Here is a 25,760-nt window from a genome sequence, read left to right on the forward strand (position 1 = left end):
TGGGAGCCTTGGTGACCATTCCTGATCGGCAAGAATCGGTCGACGAGCAACTCATCGCGGGTTCAGACAAGCTGGTCCTGCTGTTCGGCGGAATCTCAGGTGGACTCGGGGTTCCGCCCTTTGAGTTCTACAAGGCCGCGAACCTCCTGGATTGCAGCAAGATCTTCCTGCGAGACCTTCGTCAGGCCTGGTACCAGCGTGGTCTGCCAGGGGTGGGTGACGATGCACGCTCGATTGCGACGTACCTGGCGCAGAAGATCAATCAATCGGGCTGCTCCGACATCACCTTCATCGGAAACTCCATGGGTGGCTTTGCCGCCCTGTTGTTCTGCTCCATGATCGGACGGGGCCGGGTGATTGCGTTTTCTCCGCAATCCTTCATCAGCCCATCGAAGAGGCGCCTGCATGGGGATCGCCGCTGGGGCGAGGTGATTGGAGCCATCCATGCCCATCCTGCGGCTTCGGACGTCTACGATCTGAAGGACTGGATGCTTCAGGCCTGCCCGGACATTCAAGCAAGAGTGTTCTACTCCGACTCGGACCGGCTTGACGTGGTGCATGCGCAGGAACTGTCCGACTTTCGGAACATCGCCCTCCATGGTTTCAGGGATGGCGGACATACGCTGGTCAAGAAGCTGAGGGACGAAGGCACTTTGGGCAGGATTCTGGCGGGGGGGGACGACTGATCTTCGCCAGCAGCGGTCGCCCTGATCACAACGGGCTTCCGCTCAGCCCCACAGGTGCCGCACCAGCCTCTCACTCCGCACTGTCAAACACCAACCACCCCGCCACGCTGGCCTGCGCCACCGCCTCGGCCCGGTTGCGCACGCCCAGGCGGATGAAGATCAGGCTCAGGTGGTCCTTCACGGTCCGCTCGGTCACGCCCAGGCGCTGGGCGATTTCGCGGCTGGGCAGGCCGCGGCCGACCAGGCGCAGCACTTCCAGTTGGCGGGCGGTCAGAGGCGCATCGTCACCGCCGCTGGCGCTGGGAAAGCAGCGCTGGCCCTGCAGCACGCGGTGCAGGGCGTCGCTGATCTGTGGCGGGGTCCAGCGCTTGGGCAGGTAGGCGTCCAGGCCGCATTGCCGGGCGTGCAGGATCAGGCGCGGCTCGTCGGCCCCTGAGAGCAGCAGCCGCAGCGGCACCTGGCCGGCCAGCGTGGCCAGCCAGGCCAGGCCTTCGCCATCGGGCAGGCGCTGGTCGGCCAGCACCAGGCGCGGCGACTGGGCCAGCGCCAGGCGCGCTTCGGCCAGGGTGCTGGCGGCCAGACAGTGCCAGCCGGGCAGGGTGGCCTGCAGCGTGTCCAGCAGCGCCTGGCGGTAGAGCGGGTGGTCTTCAACGACCAGGGCCACGTCGGCGGCGTTCATCGCGCGGGATCGTAGCAGCGCGCCCGAGCGGCGCCACCGGACGAAGGTACGGTGCGGACCCCCTGGCTGCTAGGGGTGGGGTGGACCGTCCCTTCGTCCGGTGCCCGGTGGGTGGGTGAACCGAAGAATCGGACCCAGTCCCCTGCGGGACCCGATCGTCAACCCACGCTGGAGAACCTCGATGAACCACCGCCTGCTCGCACCGATGCTGGCCTCCCTTGTTGCTGTCAGCGCCGCCGCCCAGGCCGGCACCGTGCTGCTGCCCACGCTGACCGCGCCCACCGAACTGCAGCTGGGCCAGCACGACGAGTACACGCTGTCGGTCACCAACACCGGCAACGTGATCGGCAGCAATGTGGTGCTGCGCATGCCTTTCCCGAGCGGCCTGGTGCTGGCGCAGGCGCCCACGGGCTGCAGCGTCATCAGCAACGAGCCGCTCGGCGGCTCGGGCCCGAACACGCGCCAGGTCAAGTGCCTGGTCGGCGGCCTGGGCATTGGCGTGACCAAGAGCTACTGGATGGTGGTGCGCGCGCCCACGCAGCCGCGCCTCGTGCAGCACCGCAACTGGGCGAGTGCCAGCAATGCGGCCTCGGCGCAGTCGGCCATCACCACCACCGACTACCGCCACTACGACGTCACCGTGCCGCCCGGCAGCACCTGGCAGCGCACGCTGTGCAGCGGTTACGCGCCGATCGATTTCGACATCTGCCCGCCCGGCAGCATCCAGGGCCCGGTCACGCTGGACCTGCTGGCCGGCGGTCAGGTGGCCCGCGGCGGACAGGTCAGCTCGATCATGGCCTGGTCGCAGGCCACGGCGCATGACCTGCGGGTGGACTGGTACCGGCCGGTGGCGCCGTTCGCTGATGTGATGCAGGCGCTGAACTCGCGCTGCTTCCGCGGCACGATCGAGCAGACCTCGACCATCTACACCGTGGTGCGCTACTGCCGCACCTGAAGGTGCCGCCACATGCCATGATCGCTGCGACCATGGCCGCCGCCACCGAGCCCCTGCCGCCGCTGGACGCCTTGCTGCGCGAGGCCTGGCAACGCATTGCCGAGCGCGCCGATGCGGCGCTGCCCTGGCTGCAGACCCAGGCCGACGCCTGGCGGGCTGACGCTCGTGCCCAGGGCTGGCTGGCGATGTTCGAGGCCCGCTCGCGCTGGACGCGGGGCGAGCGCGCGCTGGCCAAGACCACGCTGGCGCGGGCCCAGGCGCTGCTGGCCGACGACCGCGACGGCCAACTGGCCTGCCTGGACGCGCGCTGCTGGATGGCCTTCAGCGAGTCCAGCGACGACGAGCAACTGCTGGCCTGGCTGGCACCGGTGATGCCCACGCTGGGCGCCGACACGCCCGCCGTGCTGCGCCGCCTGTTGTGGGTGCGCCAGGGCGGTGTGCTGATGCGCCTGCAGCGCGAGGACGAGGGCCTGCGCGCCTTTCACCTGGGCCTGGCCGCGGCGCGTGAGGCGGGCATCCCGTCGCTGCTGGCCACCGCGCTGGCGTCGCTGGGCGGCGCGCACTGCAGCCTGGGCAACCCCGAGGAGGGGCTGCCGCTGTGCGAGGAGGCCTGGGCGCTGTGCCCGCAGCCGGGTGCCAAGGGGGCGGTGCGGCCCAACCTGATGTCGACCCTCAGCGCCGTGGGGCGCCATGACGAGGCGATCACGCATGCCCAGGCGCTGTTGGACTGCGCGCCCGGCGCCAAGGTGTTGGCGCTGTGTGCGCTGGTCTTTGATCGCGCCGGCCAGCCACAGCGTGCGGCGGCATTGCTGGAACAGGCCCAGGCCTCGGCTGAGGTGCCCAGCGAAACGCAGCACGAACTGGTCTGGCTGCAAGCCCGGCAGTGGCGTCAGCAGGGGAGGCCCGCCGACGCACTGGCCTGCGTCGAGCAGCACCTGGCGCACGGCGGCCGCGACAGCCTGTTTCCGGTGGACCGGCTGGAACTGCACCGCGAGGCTGCGTTGGCCGCCGAGGCCCTGGGCGACCTGCACCGCGCGCTGCACCACCAGCGCCAGTCCCACGAGGCGCAGGTGCAGTCGCTGCGCCAGGCGGCCATGGCGCGCCGCGTCAGTCTGCAGGTGCGGCTGGAGCTGGACATGGCCCATGCGCAGCGCGACGCCGCGCTGCAACGCGAGCAGGCGCTGGCCGTGCTGAACCGCGCGCTGCGTGAAGCCGGCGAGGCCAAGACCCGTTTTCTCGCCGCCGCCAGCCACGACCTGCGCCAGCCGGTGCATGCGCTGATCCTGCAGGCGGCGGCGCTGCGCCCGCAGCTGGACACGCCGCGCCAGCGCGAGATGCTGGCCGGCATCGAGCGCTGCGCCGCGTCGCTGGGCGGCCTGTTCGATGCGCTGCTGGACCTGGCGCGCCTGGACGCCGGCGCGCTGCAGCCGCGTCGCGAGGCGGTCAACCTGGGCCCGCTGCTGGCCGGCCTGGTCGAGGAGCTGCTGCCCCAGGCCGAGGCCAAGGGTCTGCGCCTGGCCCTGCGGCTGAGCAGCCGCGCCCCCGCCTGGGTCGACAGCGACCCGCACCTGCTGGCCACGGTGCTGCGCAACCTGCTGGGCAATGCGCTGCGCTACACCGCGCGCGGCGGCGTGCTGGTGGGCGTACGCGCGCGCCGAGGACCCGGCGGCGCGGCAGGCTGGTGCGTGCAGGTCTGGGACACCGGCGTGGGCATCGCGCCCGAGCACCAGGCCCAGGTCTTCGAGGAGTTCTTCCAGGTCGACAACCCGGCGCGCCAGCGCGAGCGCGGCATCGGCCTGGGCCTGTCGATCGTGCGGCGCCTGGGTGCGCTGCTGGACATGCCGCTGCGCCTGCGATCGCGGCCGGGGCAGGGCACCTGCGTCGAGTTGCAGCTGGGCGCCTGGCTTGCGCCGCTGCCTGATGCCGCGGGCGGCAGCGGCCTTCCGGTGCTGCCGCCTGGCCTGAAGGTGGCGCTGCTGGAAGACGACCCTGAGGTGCGCGCCGCCACCGAGTCGCTGCTGACCGCCTGGGGCTGCGAGGTGCGCGGCGCCGACAGCGTGCGTGCGCTGCAGGCCGCGTGCACGGGCTGGCCGCCGGACCGGCTGCTGTCAGACCTGCGCCTGCCCGGGGTGCAGGACGGCGTGGCCGCGGTGGCCGCGCTGCGCCAGGCCTGGCAGTTGCCCGCCCTGCCGGCGCTGATCCTGACCGGCGACCTGGGTGCACCGACGATGCAGCGCCTGGCGGCCACCGACCTGGCCTGGCTGCCCAAGCCGGTGCCGCTGGCGCGGCTGGCGGCGTGGCTGCAGTCCACTGCGCCCGCACTTGAATCGCTGCCGGTGCCACTGGGCCACGCCCATGGCCCCTGAGCGCGGCCCGGAACCGAACACCGGCGCGGCGCCGCAGGCGTTTGTCCGGACTGTGTTGCAGCGCCATGGCCTGCGCGCCCAGGCGCTGCGTTGCGTGGCCCGGCTGGACTGCGAGGTCTGGCGCATACGGCCCAGCACCGGGCCGGAGCTGGCGCTGCGCCTGTACGCCGCCAGCCACCAGGACACCGCCGCGATCGAGACCGAGCTGGACTTTCTGGAGGCATCGGCCGCCGCCGGCCTGCATGTGCCAGTGCCGCTGCGCAGCCAGGAGGGCGCGCGCTGGCACCGCCACCCGGATGGCCGTTTGGCGGTGCTGCTGACCTGGCTGGGTGGCCGCCAGCATGACCGGGGGCTGAGCCCGGCGCGACTGGCGGCGGTGGGCCGATTCACCGGCACGCTGCACCGGGTGGCCGACGAACTGCAGCATGCCGGCCGCGTGCGCCTGACGCGTCCGGCGGTGTCGCTGGACCTGCCGGCCTGGGCCGATGGCACGCGGGCCGGCCTGGCCCGCCTGACGCCTGAGCACCGCGCGCTGCTGGCCCGGGCGGCGGCCCGCTTGCACCCGATGATCGAGGGCTTCGGCCAGGCGCCCGGCACCTGGGGTCTGGTGCACGGCGACCTGCACCCGTGGAACCTGCTGTTCGTGCGCGGCGCGGCCGGCGCGATCGACTTCACCGACTGTGGTCTGGGCCACCGCGCGATGGACCTGGCCGCCACCTTGCAGTACCTGCGCCATCCACTGGCCGACAACCACGACCACCGACCGCAGTACGCGGCCTTGCACGACGCGCTGCTCGACGGCTACGCCGCCGCCACCACGCCGCCGCCCGACCTGCCACGGCAGGTGTCGCTGCTGATCACGGCGCGGCTGATCATGACGCTGGGCTGGATGCTGGACGACTGGCCCACGCTGGACCACCTGCCCTGGGGGCCCGGCTTTGTGCGCGGTTCACAGCGCGCGCTGCGGGACTGGCTGGACCAGGCCGAGGGGTGCTGAGGCGCGGCGGCGGCGCCCGTTCCTCAGCCGCCACTGAGCGCCAGCACCACCGCCACGTCATCGCCGGGCTGCAGCGCCTGGCCCAGGTCGCGCACGCAGCGGCCATTGACGAAGACCCGCATGTGCGGTCGCAGCTGGCGCTGCTCGTCCACCACCCGGAAGCGCAGGCCGGGGTAGCGCGCGTCCAGGTCGGCGAACAGCGCGTGCAGCGTGTCGCCCTGGGCCTCCACGGTGTTGGCGCCGGTGTAGCTGTACAGGGCGCCGGGCAGCAGGACCTTCATGCCAGCACCGCCGCCTCCACGGCGTAGATCTCGGGCAGGTGACGGGCCAGCAGTTCCCACTGCGCGCCGCCATCGCGGCCGATCCACAGCTCCCCGCTGGTGGTGCCCAGGTACAGCGCTGGCTGCGGCAGGGTGTCCACGGTCATGGCCTGGCGCTTGATCGTCCACCAGGCCTGTTCGCTGGGCAGGCCCTGGTCCTGGCGCTGCCAGCTGGCGCCGGCGTCGTGGGTGACGTAGGCCGCCGGTCGGCCGGCCGGGGCGGTGCGGGGCCAGACGTCGGTGCCGTCCATCGGGAAGACCCAGGCAGTGTCGGCGTCGTGCGGGTGCACCACCATCGGAAAGCCGATGTCGCCCACTTCGGCGGGCATGGCGCGTCCAATGCGCTGCCAGGTGGAGGCGGGCCGGTCCAGGCGGTAGATGCCGCAGTGGTTCTGCTGATAGAGGCGGTCGGGCTGGGTGGGGCACTGGCGGATGCAGTGCGGGTCGTGGAAGGCCACGTTGCCGGGGTCGAAGCCGCCCACCACCTCCATGCCCTCGATCAGCGTGTGCCAGGTCTCACCTTCGTCATGGGATTCGTGCACGCCGCCGCCGGACATGCCGAACAGCAGGTGCGCCGGGTCGCGCGGATCGACGATCAGCGAATGCAGCTTGGGGCCGTCGGGCGTGCCGTCCTGCACCGTGCCCATCCAGTCGCGGAAGCTGGGGCTGTCGTTGATCGAGGACAGCGGCGTCCAGGTGTCGCCGCCGTCGTCGCTGCGGAACAGGCCCTGCGGCGAGGTGCCGGCGTACCAGCGGCCGGGCTGGCTGGCGTGGCCGGGCGTGAGCCAGAACGTGTGGTCCACGCTGCGTGCGGGCAGGCCGTTGGTGGGCGCGGCAAAGGCGGGCGGGCGGCTGGCCTCCTGCCAGGTGGCGCCCAGGTCGGCGGAGCGGAAGATGGTGGGCCCAAGGTGGCCGGTGCGGGCGGCGGCCAGCAGGGTGCGGCCGTCGCGCGGGTCCAGCCGCAGGTGGCTGAGCGTGTGGCCCAGGAAGTGGGGGCCGTCGACGCGCCAGGTCTGGCGCTGCGGGTCGCCGTGATACAGCCAGGCGCCCTTGCGGGTGGCCACCATCAGCAGCAGTCGGGTGGGGGATACGGTCATGGGCTCACTCCTGGTCGGCCGCCCCATGGCGGCTCAGGACAACGACGATCGGGCCGCCGTCGATTCGACACGCCGGCGCGCGACGGCAGTGTGGCATTGGCCGCAGCGGCTCGCCAGTCCGGCGCCCCGGTGGCTGCAAAGTGCCGAACAAGCGGATCGCTCAGGCCCTTCTCCGGGTTCCCCGGTGGGCACCTGGCGGCGCAGAATGGCTGATTCCTGCTGCTTGTTGTCCGGGAGCACCCATGGAGCGATTCGCGCGTTGGGCCGCTGTGCTGTGGCTGGCCCTGGCCGGTGCCGGCAGTGCCATCGGGGCCGAATGCACCCGGGTGGTGTTGTCGGCCAACCCCGACTACCCGCCCTACCACTGGGCCGACGGCGAGCGCATCGTCGGCGCCAGCGTCGCGCTGACGGGCCGGATCCTGGACGAGCTGGGCGTGCCCTGGGAGGCCCGCCACATGGGGCCCTGGCCGCGGGTGCTGAAGTCGGCCGAGTTCGGCCAGATCGATCTGGTCGTCAGCCTCAAGCCCACGCCGGAGCGCGAGGCCTACCTGCAGTTCACCCGCTCACCGGCGTTCCCGAACCCGATGGCGGTGTTCGTGGCCCAGGCCCGGCCGCTGAAGTTCGACAGCCCCAAGGACCTGGTGGGCAAGCGCGGCGGGCGCACCAGCGGTGACCGTTTCGGCGACGCCTTCGACCGCTTCGCCGAGCAGTCGCTGACGCTGGAAGACGCCGACACCCTGGCGGTGAACTTCCAGAAACTGGCGGCGGGCCGCATCGACTACGTGGTCACCGGTCTGTACACCGGCCGGGCGCAGCTGTCGCAGCTGGGCCTGGCGCAGCGCATCGTGCCGCTGCCCAAGCCGGTGAACGAGGGCACGATCCACCATGGTTTCTCGCGCCGCAGCCCCTGCGTGTCCTTGCTGGACGCCGTGGACGCGAAGCTGGCCGAGGCCAGGCGCAGCGGCCTGGCCCATCGGCTGCTGGAAGAAGCCCTGGTGCAATGGCAGCACAGCGCCAGCGCGGGCGGCACGCGGCCATGAGACGCTGGTCCGGCATCGGACGCCTGGCGCTGCGGCAGACCCTGCTGGCCGCGCTGCTGGGCGTGCTGTTCGGCGCGGGCTTCAGCCTGCTGCAGGTGCAGCACAACTACCAGGTGTCGGTGGAGTCCGAGCGGCGCGAGATGCAGCAGCTGCTGGCGGCGATGCGCGAGCCCGCTGCCCAGGCCGGCTACCACCTGAATGTCCAGGCGGCGCAGGTGGTGGTGAACGGCGCGCTGTCCTATGTGCCGGTGGTGGAGGCCACCTTGCGCAGTGACTTCGGCGAGGTGCTGGCCCAGGGCCGCAGCCAGCGGCCCGAGGCGGCGCCCAGCCAGGCCTGGTGGACGCGCTTCATCGCTCCCACCCAGGCCTACAGCCTGCCGCTGGATTACGGCACGGCGCGCCAACGGGTGGGCGAGCTGCATGTGGTGACGGCCCAGGCGCCGCGGGTGCAGCGTTTCCTTGACAGTGCCTGGCGCGACCTGGGCCTGAACGTGCTGCGCAGCCTGACCGTGGCGCTGGCCTTGGGCGCGCTGTCGTTTGTCACGCTGACGCGGCCGCTCACCGCGATCGCCCGGCGCATCGGCCACGGCCCGCGGGCCGGGGGACCGACGCCGCTGGCCGAGGCGCATCGGCGCGACGAGATCGGCCAGATCGCCACCGCCTTCGAACGATTCGAGCGCGAGGCCGATGAGCGCGCCGCCAGCCTGGAAGCCTCGGCCCGCGCGCTGGCGGCCAGCGAGCAGCGCTACCGGCGCATCGTCGAGACCGCGGGCGAGGGCGTGTGGCAGCTCGACGAGCAGGGCCGCACCACGCTGGCCAACGAGGCCATGGCGCGCATGCTGGGCACCCGGGCGGCGCTGCTGACCGGGCGATTGCTGTTCGACTTCGTGGACGACGAGGACCGCCCCGCGGCGCAGGCGCTGCTGCGGCGCCGGCTGGACCAGGACAGCGAGCGCCATGAGATCCGCTTCCGCCGGGCCGACGGGCGCACGCTGTGGGCCGAGGTGTCGACCTGTTCGTTCGCCGAGGCCGACGGCCAGGCCGCCGGCACCCTGGCCATGGTGACCGATGCCACCGATCGGCGCCGGCGCGACGAGGAACTGCGCGCCACCAACACCCGGCTGATCGCCATGGTCAGCGACCTGGAGCGGCACAAGGCCGACATGGCCTTGATCACCGAACTCAACGAGCTGCTGCAGTCGGCCCGCACCGAGGCCGAGGCCTACGAGGTGGTGGGCACCGCCGCCGCGCAGCTGTTTCCCGGCTGCGACGGCGGCTTTGCGGTCGCCCGCGGCGACGAGGATCTTGCCGTCGTCGGCACCTGGGGCGCGACGTCCTGTCTGCCCGAGCGCTACGAGCGCAGCGCCTGCTGGTCGATCCGGCGCGGCGGGCCACACCTGTTGCTGGGGCATCAGGGCATCCGCTGCGCCCACCAGCCGCCCGGCCTGCAGGGGGTCATGCTCTGCACACCGCTGTACGTGGAAGGCGAGCTGCTGGGCGTGCTGCATGTGCACGCGCGCGAGACCACCGAGGCGGATGCGGTGCGCCAGCGCTCGGAGCTGTTTGGTGAGGTGGTCAAGCTCGGCCTGTCCAACCTGCGGCTGCGCGAATCGCTGCGCGAGCAGGCGCTGCGCGATGCGCTGACCGGCCTGCCCAACCGCCGCCTGTTCGACGAGACCCTGCCGCGCGAGCTGGCGCGTTGCGTGCGAGCGGGCCAGCCGCTGACACTGGCGGTGGTGGATGTGGACCACTTCAAGGGCATCAACGACAGCCACGGCCATGAGGTGGGCGACCGCGTGCTGCAGGCGGTGGCGCAGGCCCTGCAGCAGTGCATCCGCACCAGCGACCTGGCCAGCCGCTACGGCGGCGACGAGTTCATGTGCCTGCTGCCCGGCATGAGCGCCGCCGACGCCCGGTTGCGCTTCGAGCGGGCGCTGGAGCGCCTGTCGGCCGAAGGCGCGGCCGGTCTGCCTGGCGTGTGCGTGGGCTTCACGGTGGGCCTGGCCGCTGCACCGGTCAACGGCGGCGAGCCGCTGGCGCTGATGCGGGCGGCCGACGAGGCGCTCTATGCGGCCAAGCAGGCGGGCCGCCACCGGGTCGAGGTGGCTGCGGCGGCCTGAGCGGTTCGGGCGCCAGAGCGCCGGTTCACTCCTCCAGTCGCAGGATCTCGAGCTGCTCGGGCACGGTTTCGAACGTGCCGGCGCCGGCGGGCATCTGCATCAGCGGCTTGCCATCGGCCGACAGCACCCACACGCAGGGGTAGACCAGCAGGCGCGCGCGCTGGTCGCCGATGGCGCGCTGGAAGTCGGCGTACAGGCCCTGGTGGGCGTCGGTGCGCAGCTGCAGGCGCTTGGCGTCCACCTCGAGTCTGGCGGTCATCGTGGCCACCATCCAGCGCTCGTTGAAGTGCGGCACCAGGGCCTTGGCGTTGGCGGCCAGGAAGGCCTCGTAGCGGTGGCAGTAGTGGCAGTCGGTGGCGGTCAGGACCAGGTAGATGTCCTTCTTCAGCTGGCGCGCGCGGGCCTGGGCGGGGCGCAGGTCGAACAGCCAGGGGCCGCCGTCGCCCTGGGGCTTGTCGGGCTCGATGACCATCGGCGCATAGGCCGCCGGGATGGCGGCGCGGGCGGGGGCGGTCCAGGGCAGGGCGCCCAGGCAGGCGGCCTGCAGCCAGTGGCGGCGCCGCGGGTTCATGCAATGGCTCCGGTGGCCAGATCCAGTGCGCCGCGAAAGCGCTGCTCCTTGCTGTCCTCGACCTCGGCTTCCAGGCGGCCGCCGCCGTCGGCGCGCGGCTGGAACAGGAAGCGCCAGCTGGGGTTCTCGCTGATGGAGAAGTCGCAGTCCAGGTCGAACAGCAATCGGCCGTCGTAGCGCGCGCGGATGCTGCGCACGAAGTGCGGCGGGATGTACATCACCGTGACCTGGTTGAGCTCGAAACCGGTGTCGTTGGGATGGATCACCGTGACCTCGCCCGGCGTGGCCTGGCCCGCGGGTTTCAGGCCCTCGGGCAGCTTGAAGCGGGTCTGGCCGATCAGCTGCGGCGCATCGCGGTTGGGCGGTGCGCTGCAGCCGCCCGACACCTTCACGTAGCGCGAGGACAGGTGCAGCGAGCCGTCGTCCAGCTCGGCGATGACGCGCATGTGGCCGTACTCGTCCACGCGCAGCCGGGTCTCGAACTCGGCGCGGACGATGGCCGGGCCGATGTTGAGCGTGGCGGCCACCGGCGACGGGTTCTTGTCGACCAGCAGCGTGTAGCGGCGCACGGCGCGACCGGGCGCTTGGTCGCCCAGACGGGGCACGATCTTCACCGGCACCGAGGCACCGTAGGCCGCGCGCAACGGCACCACCAGCTGCACCGCGCTGTCGGCCCCGGTGGCGATCGGGCGGTCGCCGAAGAGCTTGGCGCGCAGGCGGTCCCACTCGGGCGAGCCGCCGTCGTGGTCGATCACGGCAGGCAGGCCGCCCGGCGCGGCGGTGGCCGCCAGCGGCAGGCCGGCCAGGGCCAGCAGGGCGTGTCGTCGGGCGATGCTCATCAGGGCTCCTCGGTCAGCGCAGCAGCAGCGCGCGCTCCTGGCGCAGGAAGACGATCGACGCATTGCGCCGGTGGATGGTGTCGGCCTGGTCCCAGTCGGCGAACTCGGGCAGCGTGGCCGCCTCGGCCACGTCCGACAGCGGCGTGCCCTGTGCCAACAGCACGGCGATGCGCTCGTCGAGCTGGTCCAGGTAGCGGCGGGTCTGGGCCACCAGGTCCGGCGCGGCCAGCGGGCCGTGGCCGGGCACGATGCGGGCCAGCGGCAGCGCCTGCAGCGCGGCCAGCGCGGCGCGCCAGCCCTCGGGGCGGGCGTCCTGCACGTCGGGGATGGTGTGTGCGTCCATCAGGCCGCCCGCGAACAGCGTGCCACTGGACTCGTCCAGCACCGCGAGGTCGCCGGGACCGCTGCTGTGGGCCTCCGGGCCGTGCACCAGCAGGCGCAGGCGCCGACCGATCAGCCCGGCCAGTTCGGCCTCGGCGGCGGGCAGGTCGGCCAGCAGGCGGTCCGGTCGGGCCACGCGGCTGCCGGCCATTTCATCCTCGCCCAGCACGCGCTTGAGGGTCTTGAGGCAGTTGTCGCAGCGCGCCGCCATCAGACGGGCGGCGGCCGGGTGCATCCACACCGGCACGCCGTGGTGCTGGAAACTGGTGGCGCCAAAGACGAACTCCTGGCGCACATGGGTCAGCAGCAGCGCGCGCACCGGCAGCGCCGTGATGCGGCGCAGGCTGGCCAGCAGGGCCTCGCCGTGGCGCGCTGACACGCCGCTGTCGATGACCACCACGCCCGTGGGCCCGACGATGAAGCCGGCATTGCCGATACGGCCCCGGTTGGCCGGGTCGACCTCGCCGCCGGTCCCGGGCACCATGAACACGCCAGGGGCCACCTCCAGGGCCTGACCAGGTGTGGTCACCGGCGCAGCCGCGCAGGCGGCCAGCGGCGGCAGGCAGGACCAGGCCGCCCACTGCAGCAGGCGGCGGCGCTGGCGGCGAACCGGGTGGGGCATGCGACAGGGCCTACTTGCCCTCGACCAGGGACTTCAGGTTGGCCAGGCCGCTCTGGTAGACGCCGGTGACGGCGCGCACCGCGGCTTCGTCGTTCTGGTCCGGGGGCGGGTTGTTGTTGGGATAGCCGCGGTAGAAGGCGCCACGCCACTCCACGGTGGCCTTGCCCCCGTCTTCGGTGACGCGCAAAGTGGACGTGTAGTTGGTCACCGGCAGCGCACCGCCGTCCTTGGCGCGGTAGGTGTACTTCATGCCGGCATCGTCCCAGGCTTCCAGGGTCTCGGTCAGCGCGCCGCCCCCCTTGAGCGTGAGCTGGCGGACCGAGCCGACCTCGTTGCCCTTGTCGGCCGGGCTGGATGCGACCGCCGGGTGCCAGGCCTGCAGCGCGGCGAAGTCCTTGATCCGGGCCCAGACGGTGGCCGCGGGGGCGTTGATGGTGATGGTCTCGGTCACCTTCTGGCGCGTCGGGCCGTGCGCGGTGGCGGCGCCGGACACGGCGGCCAGGGCCAGGCCGAGCAGCCACAGGCGGCGTGTCGGCGGGAGGGAGCGGGTCATCAGGGGGTCTCCTTGCGGGCGAGGGAAAGATCAGGTGGGGTGGCGATGAAGGCGCCAAAGCCGCGCGGGTTGCGGCCCAGCGGCACGCGGCTGATCAGCTGGCCGCTCGCGGCATCGAGCAGGCTGAGGTCGTCGTCCATCCAGTTGACGACCAGCACCTGCGCGCCGTGGGCGGCAATGCCTTCGGGGTAGCCAAAGCCGCGCAGCGTGGCCAGCGGGGTCAGGCGGTCGGCGTCGAAGACGCTGACGGTGTCGTCGTGCTGGTTGGTCACGTACAGGCGCCGGCCACTGTCGGCCAGCGCCGCGCCGTAGGGTGCCTTGCCCACCTTCAGCGTGGCCACCACCTGGCGGCTGCGGGTGTCGATGACGCTGACGTCGTCGCTCAGCACGTTCAGCGCGTACAGACGCTGGCGCGGCGTATCCAGCAGCAGCGCAAACGGGTGCTGGCCCACCGGCACCCGGGCGATCACCTCGGCGCGGGCCACGTCGACCAGGGCCACGCGGTTGTCGTCGCGCTCGGCCACCCAGGCCTGGGCGCCGTCGGGCAGGGCCGCCACGCCGGCCGGGGCGCGGCCCAGCGGCACGTCGGCGATCAGGCGGCGCGCGGGCAGGTCGAAGACCTTCAGGCGCTGGCGGTACCAGTCGGCGGCAAAGACGCGGCCGCCGTCGGCGCTGGCATCCACGCCCACCACGCCCTGGCCCACCGTCAGGCGGGCGAGTTCGCGCGGGGGCTGCATGGCCAGCACGGTGAGGGCGTCGTCGTCGGCGTTGCTGACCACCACCTCACCGCGTGCCGGCACCGCCACCACGCCGGCCGGCGAGCGGCCCACCGGCACCGTGGCCACCACCCGGCGGGTGGCGAGGTCGACCACCGACACATCATGGCTGCCCTGGTTGGTGATCCAGGCCAGCGGCGCCGCGGTGGCTGCCGCGGCAAGGGCCAGGCCGGCAGCGGCCAGCGCCCGGGCGGCCAGCAGCGGTGTCATGCGCCGCCCGTCAGCGTGGACAGCGCGGCCTCGGCGGTGAATCGGCGGGCGCGCGTGTCGGTGACCTCGGCGCGCAGCGGCGCGTCACCCTGCGGCACGAAGCGCAGGCGCAGGCTGGGGTTCTCGCTGAGGGCGAAGTCCAGGTCGGCGTTCAGCAGCAGCCGATCGCCCTGCCACAGGCGCAGTGAGCGGATGTACTCGGCCGGCGTGAACTGGCGCGTGTACTGGTCCATCGCCAGGCCCGAGTGGTTGGGGTGCAGCACCTGCCACTGCAGCGTCCAGGGCTGGCCGGCGGGCGGGCGCGGGCCCTCGGCACGGAACAGCATGCGGCCCAGCGAGGCGCGCTGCGCGGCCTCGTCGCCGCCCGGCGGTGCCGAGCAGCCGCCACTGGCCTTGACGTAGCGCAGCGCCATCAGGCGCCGGCCATCGGCGCGCTCGGCCACGGCACGCACGAAGCTGTATTCGTCCACCCGCACGCGGGTTTCCAGGTCGGGCAGGGCGCCGCCCTCGGGCAGCTCGAAGATGGCGGCCAGCGGCGACGGGTTCTGGTCGATGATCAGCGACAGGCGTCGGATGGCGGCAGCGCCCGCCGAGGGCACCGTGCGCCGGGTGGCCAGCGGCACGAAGGCCGGATCACCGGCGCGCTTGGGCGCTGACAGGCTGAGTTCCTCGGGCGAGGCGAGCGCCGGCGTGCGGTCGTCGAAGTACTGCGCGCGCAGCTTGCGCCAGATCGGCGAATCGTCGGGGTTGCTGTCCTCGGCCGGCGGCGCGGCCCAGGCGGCCCAGGGCAGCGCGACCAGGCCCGACCAGCCCAGCACGCTGCGGCGTCGCGGGTGAAGGGGAGGCGGGCGGCTGGACATGGCGGCGTTCAGCGGATCACGAAGCAGGCCTTCTTGACCTCGGTCTGCAGCTTGCGGTAGCGGCGCACGCCGGTCTGCACGCCTTCGTTCTCGCGCAGGTAGGCGCCACGCTCACCGCCGATGGTGGTGGCGTTGGCCTCGGTGGACAGGGTCTCGTACTCGTCGAAGCTGATCTGATCGGCCAGCTTGTCCAGCGCGCAGGCGCACTTGTTGACCATCTCGAAGTGCGGGCCGGGGTGGTCGCGCATGCATTCGTGCACATAGAGCACGCGGGCCACCGTGGGGAAATCGTTGCCCGCGTGGGCGGGCAGTGCACCCAGCAGTGCCGCACCGGCGGCGGCGGTCGTGGTCAGCAGACGAAGCAGCGTCATTGGACGGTCCTGACGGCGATGGGCGTGAACGGCTGCAGGGCCGGCACCGAGGCGCCTGCCAGGGTGAGCTGGTCGTCGGTCAGCGGCGTGGAGTCGGGCTTGGGCCCGGGCGTCAGCGTCTGCAGCGACAGCACCTGGCCGGGCACCGACTCGGACAGCACGAAGCGGTAGCTGCGCTGCACATACAGCGGGAAGCGGGCCTCGTTGGGATCGTTGACGTAGGGGGTGAGGATGATCTCGCGCGCCGCCACCGGCTTGCCCTGGTAGGTGGCCTGCACGTCGCGCAGCGTGCCCGCCTCGTAGAGGGCCATGCGGATGCGCTTGCGGAAGTAGTTGGCCGACCCCTTGGTGATCTTGTTCATCTGGCGGATGTCGCGCTCCAGGAAGTACAGCAGCACCGGGTTGCCCACCGGGCTCTGTACCTCGGGCAGCTGCAGCTTGCGCGCACCGCTGAGGAATTCACCCTTGGCCGAGCAGCAGCTGCCGTCCTGGCGCTTGGCCAGCATCACCTTGGCGTCGTCCTCGAAGGGCTCATCGCCCTCGCCCTTGTGCACGTAGCGGTAGTTCAGCGTGGTGCCGGCCTTCAGGCCCTTGAGCTGCTCGGACATCAGCAGCAGGCGCTCGGAGGGCGAATAGTCCTTCTTGCCTTCGGCCGGCGCGGGGCCGGACGCATCGGGGGCCGCCGGCACCTGGGCCTGGGCGGTGGGCAGTGCCAGCAGACTGGCCAGGGCCAGTGTGGCGAGCGTGTCACGGAGGGGCATCGGGGGGGAATCAGGGCTCAGCGGGAAGGGGCGGGCGCGTCCTCGAGCAGCGGCACGTTGTACGACTGCAGGATGGCGCGGATGTCCGGGCGACGGGCGTCGATCAGGGCCTCGATCTGGTCCTTCCAGGCCTTCTCGCCGTAGCGCACGCCCATCGCCATCTGGTAATCGAACCGCACACCGGGCTCGGAGGCCATCGGGATCACCACCAGTTGTGGCTGCTTGACCCGCTGGGCGAAGAAGCCCGCCAGCGGACCCCAGACGATGGCCGCGTCGATGCGGCCCTGGGCCAGCTCGTCCTCGATGATCTGGCCAGGGTAGCGGGCCGGGTCGGCGTCAAGCATCTTGTAGGGCACGCCCTGGTCGGTCAGGTCGTGGCGCGCCAGCCAGTCGGAGGCGGGCGAGCGGTCGAACACGCCGATGCGCAGCTTGCCCAGGCGGTCCTTGCCCAGCGCCAGGAAGTCGGCGGTGGACTTCACGCCATCCAGGCCCTTGCCCAGCGGGATCACCAGCGCATAGGTCGAGCGGTAGTAGGGCTTGGTCACCGAGACCTGGTCGAAACCGACCGGCACGCCCATCATCAGGTCGCAGCGGTAGTCCTCGCCCGGCAGCTTGAAGCGCAGCGTGTTGCGCACGAAGGCCATGCGCTGCGGGAACTCGTAGTACTGCACCGGCAGGCCCAGGGCCTTGCCGAAGAGCTCGGCCAGCTTGTTCTCGATGCCCTCGCCCGCGGTGTTGGAGAACGGCAGGTTGTTCGGGTCCTGGCAGACCTTCAGCGCCTTGCGCGGCGCGTCGTCCTGGGCCGATGCGGTGGGCGGCAGCACCGCGGCCAGCGCGGTCACCACCAGCGCGGCCACGCTGCGCAGACAGCTCATTTGATCTCTTCCACCTTGGCGCGCGTGATGGCGCCGTCGGAGCGGCCCTTCAGGTAGGCGTAGAGGTGGTCGATGTTCTCCATCACCGTCGGGTTGGTGCCGAAGCTCTGCATGCCCTTGTCGAGGCGCCCGTTGGTGACGGTCTTGACGAATTCTTCCTTGCTCAGGGTCTTCAGGCTGTTGACCAGCGACGGGCCGACCATGCCTTCCTGGTTGGCGCCATGGCAGCGGTCGCAGGCCGCGGCACGCCAGGTGCGGAAGCCCTTCATGGTGTTGGCGTCCACCTTGTAGCCTTCCTGCACGGTGTAGAGCGGCTTGTCCTGGGCTTGGGCACCGACGGCACCAAAGGCGAGGACGAGGGGCAGGGCCAGGGCGGCGAGTTGCTTCACTTGCATGGTCTCCAGGTCGTGGTGATGTCTTGCCGGATGGACGATCCGGCCAGGGAATGGGGAAAAGAGAAGGGGCCAGCGTTGTTCACCTGTCAACGCTGGCCCCGGTCAGTCAGGCCAAGGGGTTTACCCTTGGCCGTTCGTCGCTCAGTTGGGCAGCGCGAAGACCGTCAGCGAGCCACCGAGTTCGGTGTACTGGCTCAGTTCACGGTAGCCACCGACAGCACCCAGGCCATCCTGGTCCTTCTCGAGGCCCGCGGCCATGCCGATGCCGGCCCAGCCACCAATGCCCGAGAACACGCCGATGTACTGCTTGCCCTTGTGCTCATAGGAGAACACGTTGCCGATGATGCCCGACGGCGTCTTGAACTTGAAGAGCTCCTTGTTGATGTCCTTCTTGTCCACGCACTTCAGGTAACCCTCGAGCGTGCCGTAGCAGCTGATACCACCCGCGGTGTTGAGCGCGCCGGACCAGACCGAGAACTTCTCGGGCTTGGACTGCACGATCTTGCCGTTGCCGGCATCCCAGGTGATGTAGTTGCCCATGCCGCCATGGCTGCCCGGCGCCGGGAACATCGACAGCGTCGCACCGACGTACGGCTGACCCGCGGTGTACTCGACCTTGAACGGCTCGTAGTCCATGCAGACGTGGTTCGTCGGCACGTAGAACAGGCCGGTCTCGGGGTCGAAGGCCGCAGGCTGCTGGTCCTTGGAACCCAGCGCCGCCGGGCAGATGCCCTTGGTGTTGACGTCAGGACCGTTCTGGGCGGTGGAGTACTGCTTCACCACCTGCGGACGACCGGTCTTCATGTCGACGTGCGTGGCCCAGTTCACCTTCGGGTCGTACTTCTCGGCAACCAGCAGGGCGCCGTTGGTGCGGTCCAGGGTGTAGGCGAAGCCGTTGCGGTCGAAGTGCACCAGCGCCTTGGTCTGCTTGCCCTTCACAGGGATGTCAGCCAGGATCATCTCGTTGATGCCGTCGAAGTCCCACTCGTCGAACGGGGTCATCTGGTAGACCCAGTTGACCTTGCCGGTGTCGACATCACGCGACCAGATGGACATCGACCACTTGTTGTCGCCCGGGCGCTGCGACGGGTTCCAGGTCGACGGGTTGCCAGTGCCGTAGAACACGGCGTTCAGGCCCTTGTCGTAGCTGTACCAGCCCCAGGTGGTGCCGCCGCCGATCTTCCACTGATCGCCTTGCCAGGTCTTCAGCGAGGAGTTCGGGCCGACCGGCTTGACGGCGCCGTCCATCCAGGTGGTGGTCTTGTTCGGGTCGATCAGCATCTCGGCGTCGGGGCCGGTGGAGTAGCCCTTCCAGACCTGCTTGCCGGAGTTGATGTCGTAGGCGGCCAGGTAGCCGCGCACGCCCCACTCACCGCCCGAGATGCCGGTGATGACCTTGTCCTTGAAGACGTGCGGGGCGTTGGTGTTGACCGCGCCCAGCTTCGGGTCGCCGTTCTTGACGTCCCAGACCTTCTTGCCGGTCTTGGCGTCCAGGGCCACCAGCATCGAGTCGGCCTGCTGCAGGAAGACCTTGCCTTCGGCATAGGCCAGACCGCGGTTGACGGTGTCGCAGCACATCTGCGGGATCACCGCCGGGTCCTGCTTGGGCTCGTACTTCCACTTGATCTTCTGCGTGTCGAGATCGATCGCGAAGACCTTGTTGGGGAAGGGCGAGTGCAGGTACATCGTGCCGTCGACGACCAGGGGCGAACCTTCGTGGCCGCGCAGCACGCCGGTCGAGAAGGTCCAGGCGACCTGCATCTTGCCGACGTTGCCCTTGTTGATCTGGTTGAGCTTGCTGTAACGCTGGTTGTACATGTCACCAGCTTGCATCGCCCAGTTCTTGGGGTTGGCCGTGTTCTTCTCGACGTCGGCGTTGGCCATGGCGAGCGCCGGCAACGCCAGCAGCGCCAGGGCGACGCGTTGACTGAGCTGCCGGGTCTTCATCCCGTGGAATCGCATGTGTGTCTCCTCGCTCGTGGGGTGGCTAGACAGATGGACGTCGGCCCCACCCGGAACCGACGCAACCGCTACGGATAGCAGGTGGCTTTCCGCAACTAGCGTGCCTGTCCCCTGAAGCCTGGGCAGCCGGTGCAGGCGTCATGCCTGCTGAACGGTGGCTGGCCCCGGAGGCGCTACAGAGGGAAAACTTCCCTGCCGGCCGCACTCATCGGCCCGAGCGCAGGGGCTGTTGATCAGGGAAAGTCCGCAGGCGCCGAGGGGCCTGCTGAACGCGTTTCGAGCGTGCTGCATCGCAGCATCCGACAAGCCCCCAGGATGGGGGACACAGATATGACGCACTGTGTGCCAGCCGCCCGGCGGACGTCTGGTGACACTGCCCTGAGGACGTGTCACTCAGGTGCTGCGTTGGCGTGACAGCGCTGGATTGCGGGCGAAGTAACGGCGGATGCCGCTGTACAGCGCCTCGACCAGGCGGGCCTGGTAGTCGGGGTCGCGCAGGCGGGATTCCTCCTGCGGGTTGGAGATGAAGGCGGTCTCGACCAGGATGGACGGGATGTCGGGTGCCTTGAGCACCGCGAAGCCGGCCTGCTCGACCTGGCGCTTGTGCAGGCGGCCGACACCGCCGATGCGCGACAGCACCTCCTGGCCCACCTTCAGGCTGTCCTTGATCTGGGCCGCCGTGCTCATGTCGAGCAGGGTGCGCAGCACCTGGGTGTCCTTGGCGGCGATGTTGACGCCGCCCACCAGGTCGGCGTCGTTCTCCTTGTTGGCCATCCAGCGCGCCGCGGCGCTGGTGGCGCCGCCCTGGCTGAGGGCGAACACGCTGGCGCCGCGCGCTTCGGGGGTGAAGAAGGCGTCGGCGTGGATCGAGACGAAGAGGTCTGCCTGCACCCGGCGGGCCTTGCTGACCCGTTCGTAGAGCGGCACGAAGAAGTCGTCGTCGCGGGTCAGCATGGCCCGCATGCTGGGGTGGGCATTGATGCGGTCGCGCAGCTGCAGGGCGATCTGCAGCACCACATCCTTTTCCTTGAGCCCGCTGGGGCCGATGGCGCCCGGGTCCTCGCCGCCGTGGCCGGGGTCGATGGCGACGATCGTCAGCCGGTTGATGCGTTCGCGCTGGGCGGCGCTGACCTCGGGCGGCGACGTGGTCTGGCGCGGGCGGGCGGGCGCCGGGCTGCTGGCGGCCGGCGCCTGGGCCACGACAGGCCCGCCGGGCAGCGGGCGCTCGAGCTGGCCGATGAACTCGCCCAGCGCGTCCTGGATGGCTTGGCCGGCGGCCCGCTCGGCCTGGTCGCGCTCCAGGATCATCGCGGCCAGCGGGTCGGCCGCCTGGGTGGGGTAGAGGTCGAACACCAGTCGGTGCTGGTAGGCCGCCACCGGCGGCAGCGCGAACTGCTGCGGCTTGACGGCCTGCTTCAGGTCGATCACCAGGCGCACCACGCGCGGCTGGTTCTGGCCGACGCGCACGCCGGCGATGAAGGGATCGTCCGGGCGCACCTTGCCCACCAGCTCGCGCAGGGCCGGGCTGAGCTCGAGGTTCTCGATGTCGACCACCAGGCGCTGCGGGCCATCGGTGAGGAAGTGCGCCGCCTGCAGGGCCTTGTCGGATTCGATGGTCAGACGCGTGTAGTCGCTGGCCGGCCAGACCCGCACCGCGACGATGCTGGCGCCGAAGGCCAGCTCGGCCGGGCCGAGCGCCAACACCAGCGTGCCCAGGGTGGACAGGGCCTGGCGGCGCTTCATGCGCGGGCTCCCGCGGCGAGCAAGGCCTGGCCGATGACGCTGCCGGCCTGGGCGGTGACCCGGCGGCTGTCGTCGTCCTGCGGCTCGATGGCCAGGCGCAGGTCGGGCGGCGGCAGCATCGCGCGGGCCTTGTCGGCCCATTCGCTGAGCTTCAGGCCGGGGGCCGCGAACAGCTCGCGAAAGCCGGCGTCTTCCCACTCGCGCGGATCGCTGAAACGGTAGAAGTCGAAGTGGGAGATCGCCAGGTCGCCGACCTCATAGGGTTCGACCACGGTGTAGGTGGGGCTCTTGATGCGGCCGCTGACACCCAGCGCGCGCAGCAGGTGCCGCACGAAGGTGGTCTTGCCGGCGCCCAGCGGGCCGTCGAGTTCGATGCCGGCGCGGCGCAGCGCGGGCTCGGCAGCCAGCGCAGCGGCGAAGCGTTCACAGGCCGCTTCGTCGGGCCAGGAGAAGGTGCGGCTTTCTAGAATCGGCGGATGGATCAAGACGGGCGTCAGCGACAGGGGCAGGTGGAGCCACGGGCCCAGGCACTTGCGCAGCAGGTGGCGCAGGCGCTGCCGGCGTGGGCCGCTGAGCTCGGATTTTCCCAGATCGGAGTGGCAGATGTGGATTTGCAGGCCGCCGAGCCGGGTCTGCAGGCCTGGCTGTCGGCTGGTTGCCACGGCGACATGGGCTACATGGCCCGCCATGGCCTGATGCGCGCCAGGCCGGCCGAACTGGTGCCGGGCACGCTGCGGGTGATCACCGCCCGGATGGACTACCTGCCACGCAGCACGTCCGCCACCTGGTGCCCCGACGAACAGGCCCGGCTGGATCGCCCGGGCGAGGTGGTGGTGTCGCTGTACGCACGCGGTCGGGATTACCACAAGGTGCTGCGCCAGCGCCTGCAGCAGCTGGCCATGCGCATCGAGGCGCTGGCAGGGCCCTTCGGCCACCGCGTCTTCACCGACTCGGCGCCGGTGCTGGAGGTGGAACTGGCCAGCCGCAGCGGCCTGGGCTGGCGCGGCAAGCACACGCTGGCCTTGTCGCGTCAGGGCGGCTCGATGGCCTTCCTGGGCGAGCTCTTCGTGGACCTGCCGCTGCCGCTGACCCCGCCCGACAGCGCGCACTGCGGGGAATGCAGCGCCTGCCTGGCGGCCTGCCCGACCGGGGCGATCGTGGCGCCGTACCGGCTGGACGCGCGGCGCTGCATCTCCTACCTGACGATCGAGCACGCCGGCCCGATCGACGAGCCGCTGCGGCCGCTGATCGGCAACCGGCTGTACGGCTGCGACGACTGCCAGCTGGCCTGCCCGTGGAACAAGTACGCCCAGGTGTCCTCGCTGCCGGATTTCGATGCCCGAGCCCCCTGGACCGCCCCGGCGCTGCTGCCGCTGTGGGCCTGGGACGAAGCGGCCTTCCTGCATCACACCGAGGGCAGCCCGATCCGCCGCATCGGCTGGTCGCGCTGGCGGCGCAACCTGGCGGTGGTCAGCGGCAATGCGCTGGCCGGCGGCCTGCCGCCCGCCGACGCGGCGGCGCTGCGGGCCGCCCTGACCGCTGCGCGGACCGCCGCCGACCCGCTGGTCGCCGAGCACATCGCCTGGGCGCTGGCGCGCGCCTGATCAGCCCGGCTGCGCCCAGCCCAGCGCGGCCAGCGCCAGCGGCAGCCCGAGCATCGCGATCAGCGTGGACAGGCTGACCAGGCCGGCGACGAAGCCGCCATGACCGCCCATGCGGGTGGCCAGCACGTAGGCGCTGGAGGCCGTGGGCAAGGCGGCAAAGGCCACCACCACACTCTGTTGCGCCGGCGGCAGGCCGGCGGTCACCACCAGCGTGATCGCCCACAGCGGCAGCACCAGGTGGCGGATTCCCAGCAGGGCCGCGGCCAGGCGCGGGGCGTCCCGCAGGGCGCCCATCTGCAGGCCCGCGCCCACCGCCATCAGGCCCAGCGGCAGCGCGGCACTGCCCACCCGGGTCAGGGTGATGTTCAGGGCGTCGGGCAGGCGCAGGCCGGCCAGGTTGCACAGCAGACCCGCCACCGTGCCGATGATCAGCGGGTTGCGGGCCAGCTCGCGCCCGAAATGCTGCCCCGAGCGCCGCGCCAGCGGCCACACCGCCGCCACGTTGCACACCGGCACGCACAGCGCAATCAGCAGCGCGATCCAGGCCACGGCCTGCACGCCGCCCAGGCGCTCGGCCATGGCCAGCCCGACATAGGAATTGAAGCGGAACGCGGTTTGCGCGCCTGAGGCGTGGGTCAACGCGTCCACGCCCTGCAGGTGACCCAGCGCATAGGCCAGCGCGATGCCCAGGCCGACCACCGCCAGGCCGCAGCCGGCGAAGCTGAGCATTTCGCCGGCCTGCAGCGGCTGGCGCAGGATGGCCACGAACAGCAGCACCGGAAACAGCAGCCAGTAGACCAGGCGCTCCACGCCGTCCCAGACCGGCCGGTCCAGGGCGGTGTGGCGGCAGACGAGGTAGCCCGCAACGATCAGCAGGAAATCGGGCAGCAGCAGCAGGACCTGGGACATTCCCCGAGTGTGCCAGCGCCCACCGTACGCAGTTTCCACAGCCCGGCCAGGGCCGGATGCGCTTCATCATGGCCCGGCGCTGCCTGGCGCGGTCACAATCAGTCATTGCCCCTTCTTGCGGAGACCTCCCGATGCGTTCACGCCCCCGTCTCGTCGTCCTGGCCGCGCTGATCGGCCTGCCGCTGTGGAGCCCGTCGCTGTGGGCCCAGTCCTACCCGTCCAAGCCGGTGAAGCTGGTGGTGCCGTTCGCCCCGGGTGGCACGACCGACATCGTTGCCCGCGTCGTTGCCGAAAAGATCTCGCCGGCCCTGGGCCAGACCCTGGTGGTGGAGAACAAGGCCGGTGGCGGCGGCTCGGTGGGTGCCAACGAAACCTCCAAGGCCGCGCCCGATGGCTATTCGCTGGGCATGGCCACGGTGTCGACCACCGCGGCCAACCCGGCGATCAACGCCAAGATCCCGTACAACCCGCTGACCGACTTCACGCCGATCATCAACATCGCCGCCACGCCCAACGTGATCGCGGTGCATCCCTCGTTCCCGGCCAAGGACTACAAGACCTTCCTCGAGGTGGTGCGCAAGAACCCCGGCAAGTACAGCTTCGCGTCCTCGGGCACCGGCGGCATCGGGCACCTGCAGATGGAGCTCTACAAGAGCCTGGCCGGCGTGTTCATCACCCACATCCCCTACCGTGGTGCGGGTCCGGCGCTGAACGACACGGTGGCCGGCCAGGTGCCGATCATCTTCGACAACCTGCCCTCGGCGCTGCCCTTCATCAAGGACGGCCGGCTGGTGCCGATCGTCGTGGCCGCACCGCAGCGCCTGGCGGTGCTGCCCAATGTGCCCACCTTCAAGGAAGTCGGCCTGGAGCCGGTCAACCGCATGGCCTACTACGGCATCTACGGCCCCAAGGGTCTGCCCAAGGAGGTGGTGGACAAGGTGCATGACGCGGTCAAGCGCACGGCCGAGCTGCCCGACGTGAAGAAGCGGATCGAGGACACCGGCTCGCTGCTGGTGCTGAACACCCCGGACCAGTTCCGCGAGCAGATCCGCGCCGAGTTCGAGGTCTACAAGCAGGTGGTGGCGCGTCAGAAGCTCACGCTGGAGTGAGTGCGCCCAGCGGCGGCGAGGCCGCCGTGATCCGCCGCTTCAGCGACGCGCTGTGGCTGGAGGACGGCCTCTCGGCCAACACCCTGGCCGCCTACCGCCGCGACCTGGCCGCGCTGTCCGAGTGGCTGGTCGCGCAGCGCAAGACCGGTCTGCTGACGGCCGCTGAATCCGACTTGCGTGCCTACGCCGCCGCGCGTCATGCGGGCACGCGGGCGACCACCGCCAACCGGCGGCTGTCCACCTTTCGTCGTTTCTACCGCTGGGCGCTGCGCGAGCGGCTGCTGAGCGCCGATCCAACGCTTCGCCTGGACGCCGCCCGCCAGCCGATGCGGGTGCCACACACCCTGAGCGAGGCCCAGGTCGAGGCGCTGCTGAACGCCCCCGACACCGACACCCCGCTGGGTCAGCGCGACCGCTGCATGCTGGAGCTGATGTACGCCAGCGGCCTGCGCGTCAGCGAGCTGGTCGGGCTGCAGAGCCTGCACGTCGGACTGGCCGAGGGCGTGCTGCGGGTCACCGGCAAGGGCAGCAAGGAACGCCTGGTGCCCTTCGGCGAGCAGGCGCAGCAGTGGATCGAGCGCTACCTGGCCGAGGGGCGCGGCCAGCTGCTGGGCGCACGCGCCTCACCCGCCCTGTTCGTCACGGTGCGCGGCGGGCCGATGACACGGCAGATGTTCTGGCGCCTGGTCAAGCGCTACGCGCTGCGCGCCGGGATCACCGCGCCGCTGTCGCCCCACACGCTGCGCCATGCGTTCGCGACGCACCTGCTCAACCATGGGGCCGACCTGCGCGTGGTGCAGCTGCTGCTGGGGCATGCCGACATCTCGACGACGACGATCTACACCCATGTGGCGCGCGAGCGGCTCAAGCAGCTGCATGCGCGGCACCACCCGCGGGCCTGACACCCGCGCGGCGGCCAAGCGGCCATGAAAAAGGCCACCCGAAGGTGGCCTGCTTGA

General features: G+C 71.1%; 26 protein-coding genes. 9 read left to right on the forward strand and 17 right to left on the reverse strand.

The annotated features are described in order from the left end of the window. The first annotated feature begins 11 nt into the window (after positions 1-11). A complete protein-coding gene (locus tag KAK07_RS15795; RefSeq protein WP_210861798.1) occupies positions 12-686 on the forward strand; it encodes a hypothetical protein in 675 nt (224 codons plus the stop codon). A 70-nt stretch (positions 687-756) separates the two neighbouring features. Here the strand turns inward: KAK07_RS15795 and KAK07_RS15800 are convergent, their stop codons facing one another. Next, positions 757-1,365, reverse strand: a complete 609-nt coding sequence (locus tag KAK07_RS15800; RefSeq protein ID WP_210861800.1) for a response regulator transcription factor — start codon at positions 1,363-1,365, stop codon at positions 757-759. A gap of 181 nt (positions 1,366-1,546) precedes the next feature. On the opposite strand from KAK07_RS15800, the gene KAK07_RS15805 reads away from it, so the two are divergent. The 3 genes from KAK07_RS15805 to KAK07_RS15815 are packed head-to-tail and all read left to right on the forward strand — an operon-like array spanning position 1,547 to position 5,683. After that, positions 1,547-2,320: a hypothetical protein gene (locus KAK07_RS15805; RefSeq protein WP_210861802.1), complete on the forward strand. Its 774-nt coding sequence runs from the start codon at positions 1,547-1,549 to the stop codon at positions 2,318-2,320. Positions 2,321-2,337: 17 nt separating this feature from the next. Continuing rightward, a complete protein-coding gene (locus tag KAK07_RS15810) occupies positions 2,338-4,686 on the forward strand; it encodes an ATP-binding response regulator (protein WP_210861804.1) in 2,349 nt (782 codons plus the stop codon). Beyond that, entirely contained in the window at positions 4,676-5,683 is a 1,008-nt protein-coding gene (locus KAK07_RS15815; protein ID WP_210861806.1) for a phosphotransferase enzyme family protein, read from the forward strand. The genes KAK07_RS15810 and KAK07_RS15815 overlap by 11 nt, the downstream gene beginning before the upstream one ends. Before the next feature lie 23 nt (positions 5,684-5,706). On the opposite strand, the gene KAK07_RS15820 is transcribed toward KAK07_RS15815, so the two are convergent. Together KAK07_RS15820 and KAK07_RS15825 are read right to left on the reverse strand one after the other, a co-directional pair. Further along, positions 5,707-5,964, reverse strand: a complete 258-nt coding sequence (locus KAK07_RS15820) for a MoaD/ThiS family protein (protein WP_210861808.1) — start codon at positions 5,962-5,964, stop codon at positions 5,707-5,709. Then, positions 5,961-7,100 carry a glycosyl hydrolase gene (locus KAK07_RS15825; RefSeq protein ID WP_210861810.1) on the reverse strand — a complete coding sequence of 380 codons (1,140 nt, stop codon included), beginning with the start codon at positions 7,098-7,100 and terminating at the stop codon, positions 5,961-5,963. Before KAK07_RS15825 ends, KAK07_RS15820 begins: the two co-directional genes overlap by 4 nt. 242 nt (positions 7,101-7,342) lie before the next feature. Between KAK07_RS15825 and KAK07_RS15830 the strand changes: the two genes are divergently transcribed. Further along, positions 7,343-8,140: a substrate-binding periplasmic protein gene (locus KAK07_RS15830; protein ID WP_210861812.1), complete on the forward strand. Its 798-nt coding sequence runs from the start codon at positions 7,343-7,345 to the stop codon at positions 8,138-8,140. After that, a complete protein-coding gene (locus tag KAK07_RS15835; RefSeq protein ID WP_210861820.1) occupies positions 8,137-10,260 on the forward strand; it encodes a diguanylate cyclase domain-containing protein in 2,124 nt (707 codons plus the stop codon). The genes KAK07_RS15830 and KAK07_RS15835 overlap by 4 nt, the downstream gene beginning before the upstream one ends. A gap of 25 nt (positions 10,261-10,285) precedes the next feature. On the opposite strand, the gene KAK07_RS15840 is transcribed toward KAK07_RS15835, so the two are convergent. From KAK07_RS15840 to tsaE, 13 genes are all read right to left on the reverse strand, one after another. Further along, a complete protein-coding gene (locus tag KAK07_RS15840; RefSeq protein ID WP_210861822.1) occupies positions 10,286-10,831 on the reverse strand; it encodes a thioredoxin domain-containing protein in 546 nt (181 codons plus the stop codon). Further along, complete coding sequence (locus KAK07_RS15845) at positions 10,828-11,670, reverse strand: quinoprotein dehydrogenase-associated SoxYZ-like carrier (RefSeq protein WP_210861824.1); 843 nt, start codon at positions 11,668-11,670, stop codon at positions 10,828-10,830. Before KAK07_RS15845 ends, KAK07_RS15840 begins: the two co-directional genes overlap by 4 nt. Positions 11,671-11,683: 13 nt before the next feature. Then, entirely contained in the window at positions 11,684-12,673 is a 990-nt protein-coding gene (locus KAK07_RS15850; protein WP_210861826.1) for an MBL fold metallo-hydrolase, read from the reverse strand. Positions 12,674-12,683: 10 nt separating this feature from the next. Continuing rightward, positions 12,684-13,226, reverse strand: coding sequence for an SRPBCC family protein (locus KAK07_RS15855; protein WP_210853704.1), 543 nt, complete (start codon positions 13,224-13,226; stop codon positions 12,684-12,686). Then, the gene (locus KAK07_RS15860) at positions 13,226-14,212 is read right to left on the reverse strand and encodes a YncE family protein (protein ID WP_210861827.1); all 987 of its coding nucleotides are present in this window, start codon (positions 14,210-14,212) and stop codon (positions 13,226-13,228) included. The genes KAK07_RS15855 and KAK07_RS15860 overlap by 1 nt, the downstream gene beginning before the upstream one ends. Continuing rightward, a complete protein-coding gene (locus KAK07_RS15865) occupies positions 14,209-15,072 on the reverse strand; it encodes a quinoprotein dehydrogenase-associated SoxYZ-like carrier (RefSeq protein ID WP_210861829.1) in 864 nt (287 codons plus the stop codon). Before KAK07_RS15865 ends, KAK07_RS15860 begins: the two co-directional genes overlap by 4 nt. Positions 15,073-15,080: 8 nt before the next feature. Next, a complete protein-coding gene (locus tag KAK07_RS15870; protein WP_210853710.1) occupies positions 15,081-15,443 on the reverse strand; it encodes a hypothetical protein in 363 nt (120 codons plus the stop codon). Continuing rightward, a complete protein-coding gene (locus KAK07_RS15875) occupies positions 15,440-16,204 on the reverse strand; it encodes a hypothetical protein (RefSeq protein ID WP_210861831.1) in 765 nt (254 codons plus the stop codon). Before KAK07_RS15875 ends, KAK07_RS15870 begins: the two co-directional genes overlap by 4 nt. A 17-nt stretch (positions 16,205-16,221) precedes the next feature. Beyond that, a complete protein-coding gene (locus tag KAK07_RS15880; protein WP_210853712.1) occupies positions 16,222-17,079 on the reverse strand; it encodes a substrate-binding domain-containing protein in 858 nt (285 codons plus the stop codon). Next, on the reverse strand, positions 17,076-17,474 hold the full coding sequence (locus KAK07_RS15885; protein ID WP_210853713.1) for a c-type cytochrome: 399 nt from the start codon (positions 17,472-17,474) through the stop codon (positions 17,076-17,078). The genes KAK07_RS15880 and KAK07_RS15885 overlap by 4 nt, the downstream gene beginning before the upstream one ends. Before the next feature lie 141 nt (positions 17,475-17,615). Continuing rightward, a complete protein-coding gene (gene xoxF / locus KAK07_RS15890; RefSeq protein WP_210853833.1) occupies positions 17,616-19,421 on the reverse strand; it encodes a PQQ-dependent ethylene glycol dehydrogenase XoxF in 1,806 nt (601 codons plus the stop codon). 408 nt (positions 19,422-19,829) lie between these two features. Beyond that, the gene (locus tag KAK07_RS15895; RefSeq protein WP_210861833.1) at positions 19,830-21,179 is read right to left on the reverse strand and encodes an N-acetylmuramoyl-L-alanine amidase; all 1,350 of its coding nucleotides are present in this window, start codon (positions 21,177-21,179) and stop codon (positions 19,830-19,832) included. Continuing rightward, positions 21,176-21,661, reverse strand: a complete 486-nt coding sequence (gene tsaE, locus KAK07_RS15900; protein WP_210853834.1) for a tRNA (adenosine(37)-N6)-threonylcarbamoyltransferase complex ATPase subunit type 1 TsaE — start codon at positions 21,659-21,661, stop codon at positions 21,176-21,178. Before tsaE ends, KAK07_RS15895 begins: the two co-directional genes overlap by 4 nt. Here tsaE and queG point away from each other — a divergent pair. Then, complete coding sequence (queG, locus tag KAK07_RS15905) at positions 21,656-22,783, forward strand: tRNA epoxyqueuosine(34) reductase QueG (RefSeq protein ID WP_210861834.1); 1,128 nt, start codon at positions 21,656-21,658, stop codon at positions 22,781-22,783. The genes tsaE and queG overlap by 6 nt on opposite strands. Here the strand turns inward: queG and KAK07_RS15910 are convergent, their stop codons facing one another. Further along, the gene (locus tag KAK07_RS15910; protein ID WP_210853716.1) at positions 22,784-23,692 is read right to left on the reverse strand and encodes an AEC family transporter; all 909 of its coding nucleotides are present in this window, start codon (positions 23,690-23,692) and stop codon (positions 22,784-22,786) included. A gap of 131 nt (positions 23,693-23,823) precedes the next feature. Between KAK07_RS15910 and KAK07_RS15915 the strand changes: the two genes are divergently transcribed. Both KAK07_RS15915 and xerD read left to right on the forward strand, forming a co-directional pair. Then, positions 23,824-24,801, forward strand: coding sequence for a tripartite tricarboxylate transporter substrate binding protein BugE (locus KAK07_RS15915; protein ID WP_210861836.1), 978 nt, complete (start codon positions 23,824-23,826; stop codon positions 24,799-24,801). Beyond that, positions 24,798-25,703 (forward strand): site-specific tyrosine recombinase XerD, encoded by a 906-nt coding sequence (gene xerD / locus KAK07_RS15920; RefSeq protein WP_210861838.1) that lies wholly within the window; start codon positions 24,798-24,800, stop codon positions 25,701-25,703. The genes KAK07_RS15915 and xerD overlap by 4 nt, the downstream gene beginning before the upstream one ends. The last annotated feature ends 57 nt before the right edge of the window (positions 25,704-25,760 follow it).

This window comes from Ideonella alba (genome assembly GCF_018069875.1).
Classification (GTDB): domain Bacteria; phylum Pseudomonadota; class Gammaproteobacteria; order Burkholderiales; family Burkholderiaceae_C; genus Ideonella; species Ideonella alba.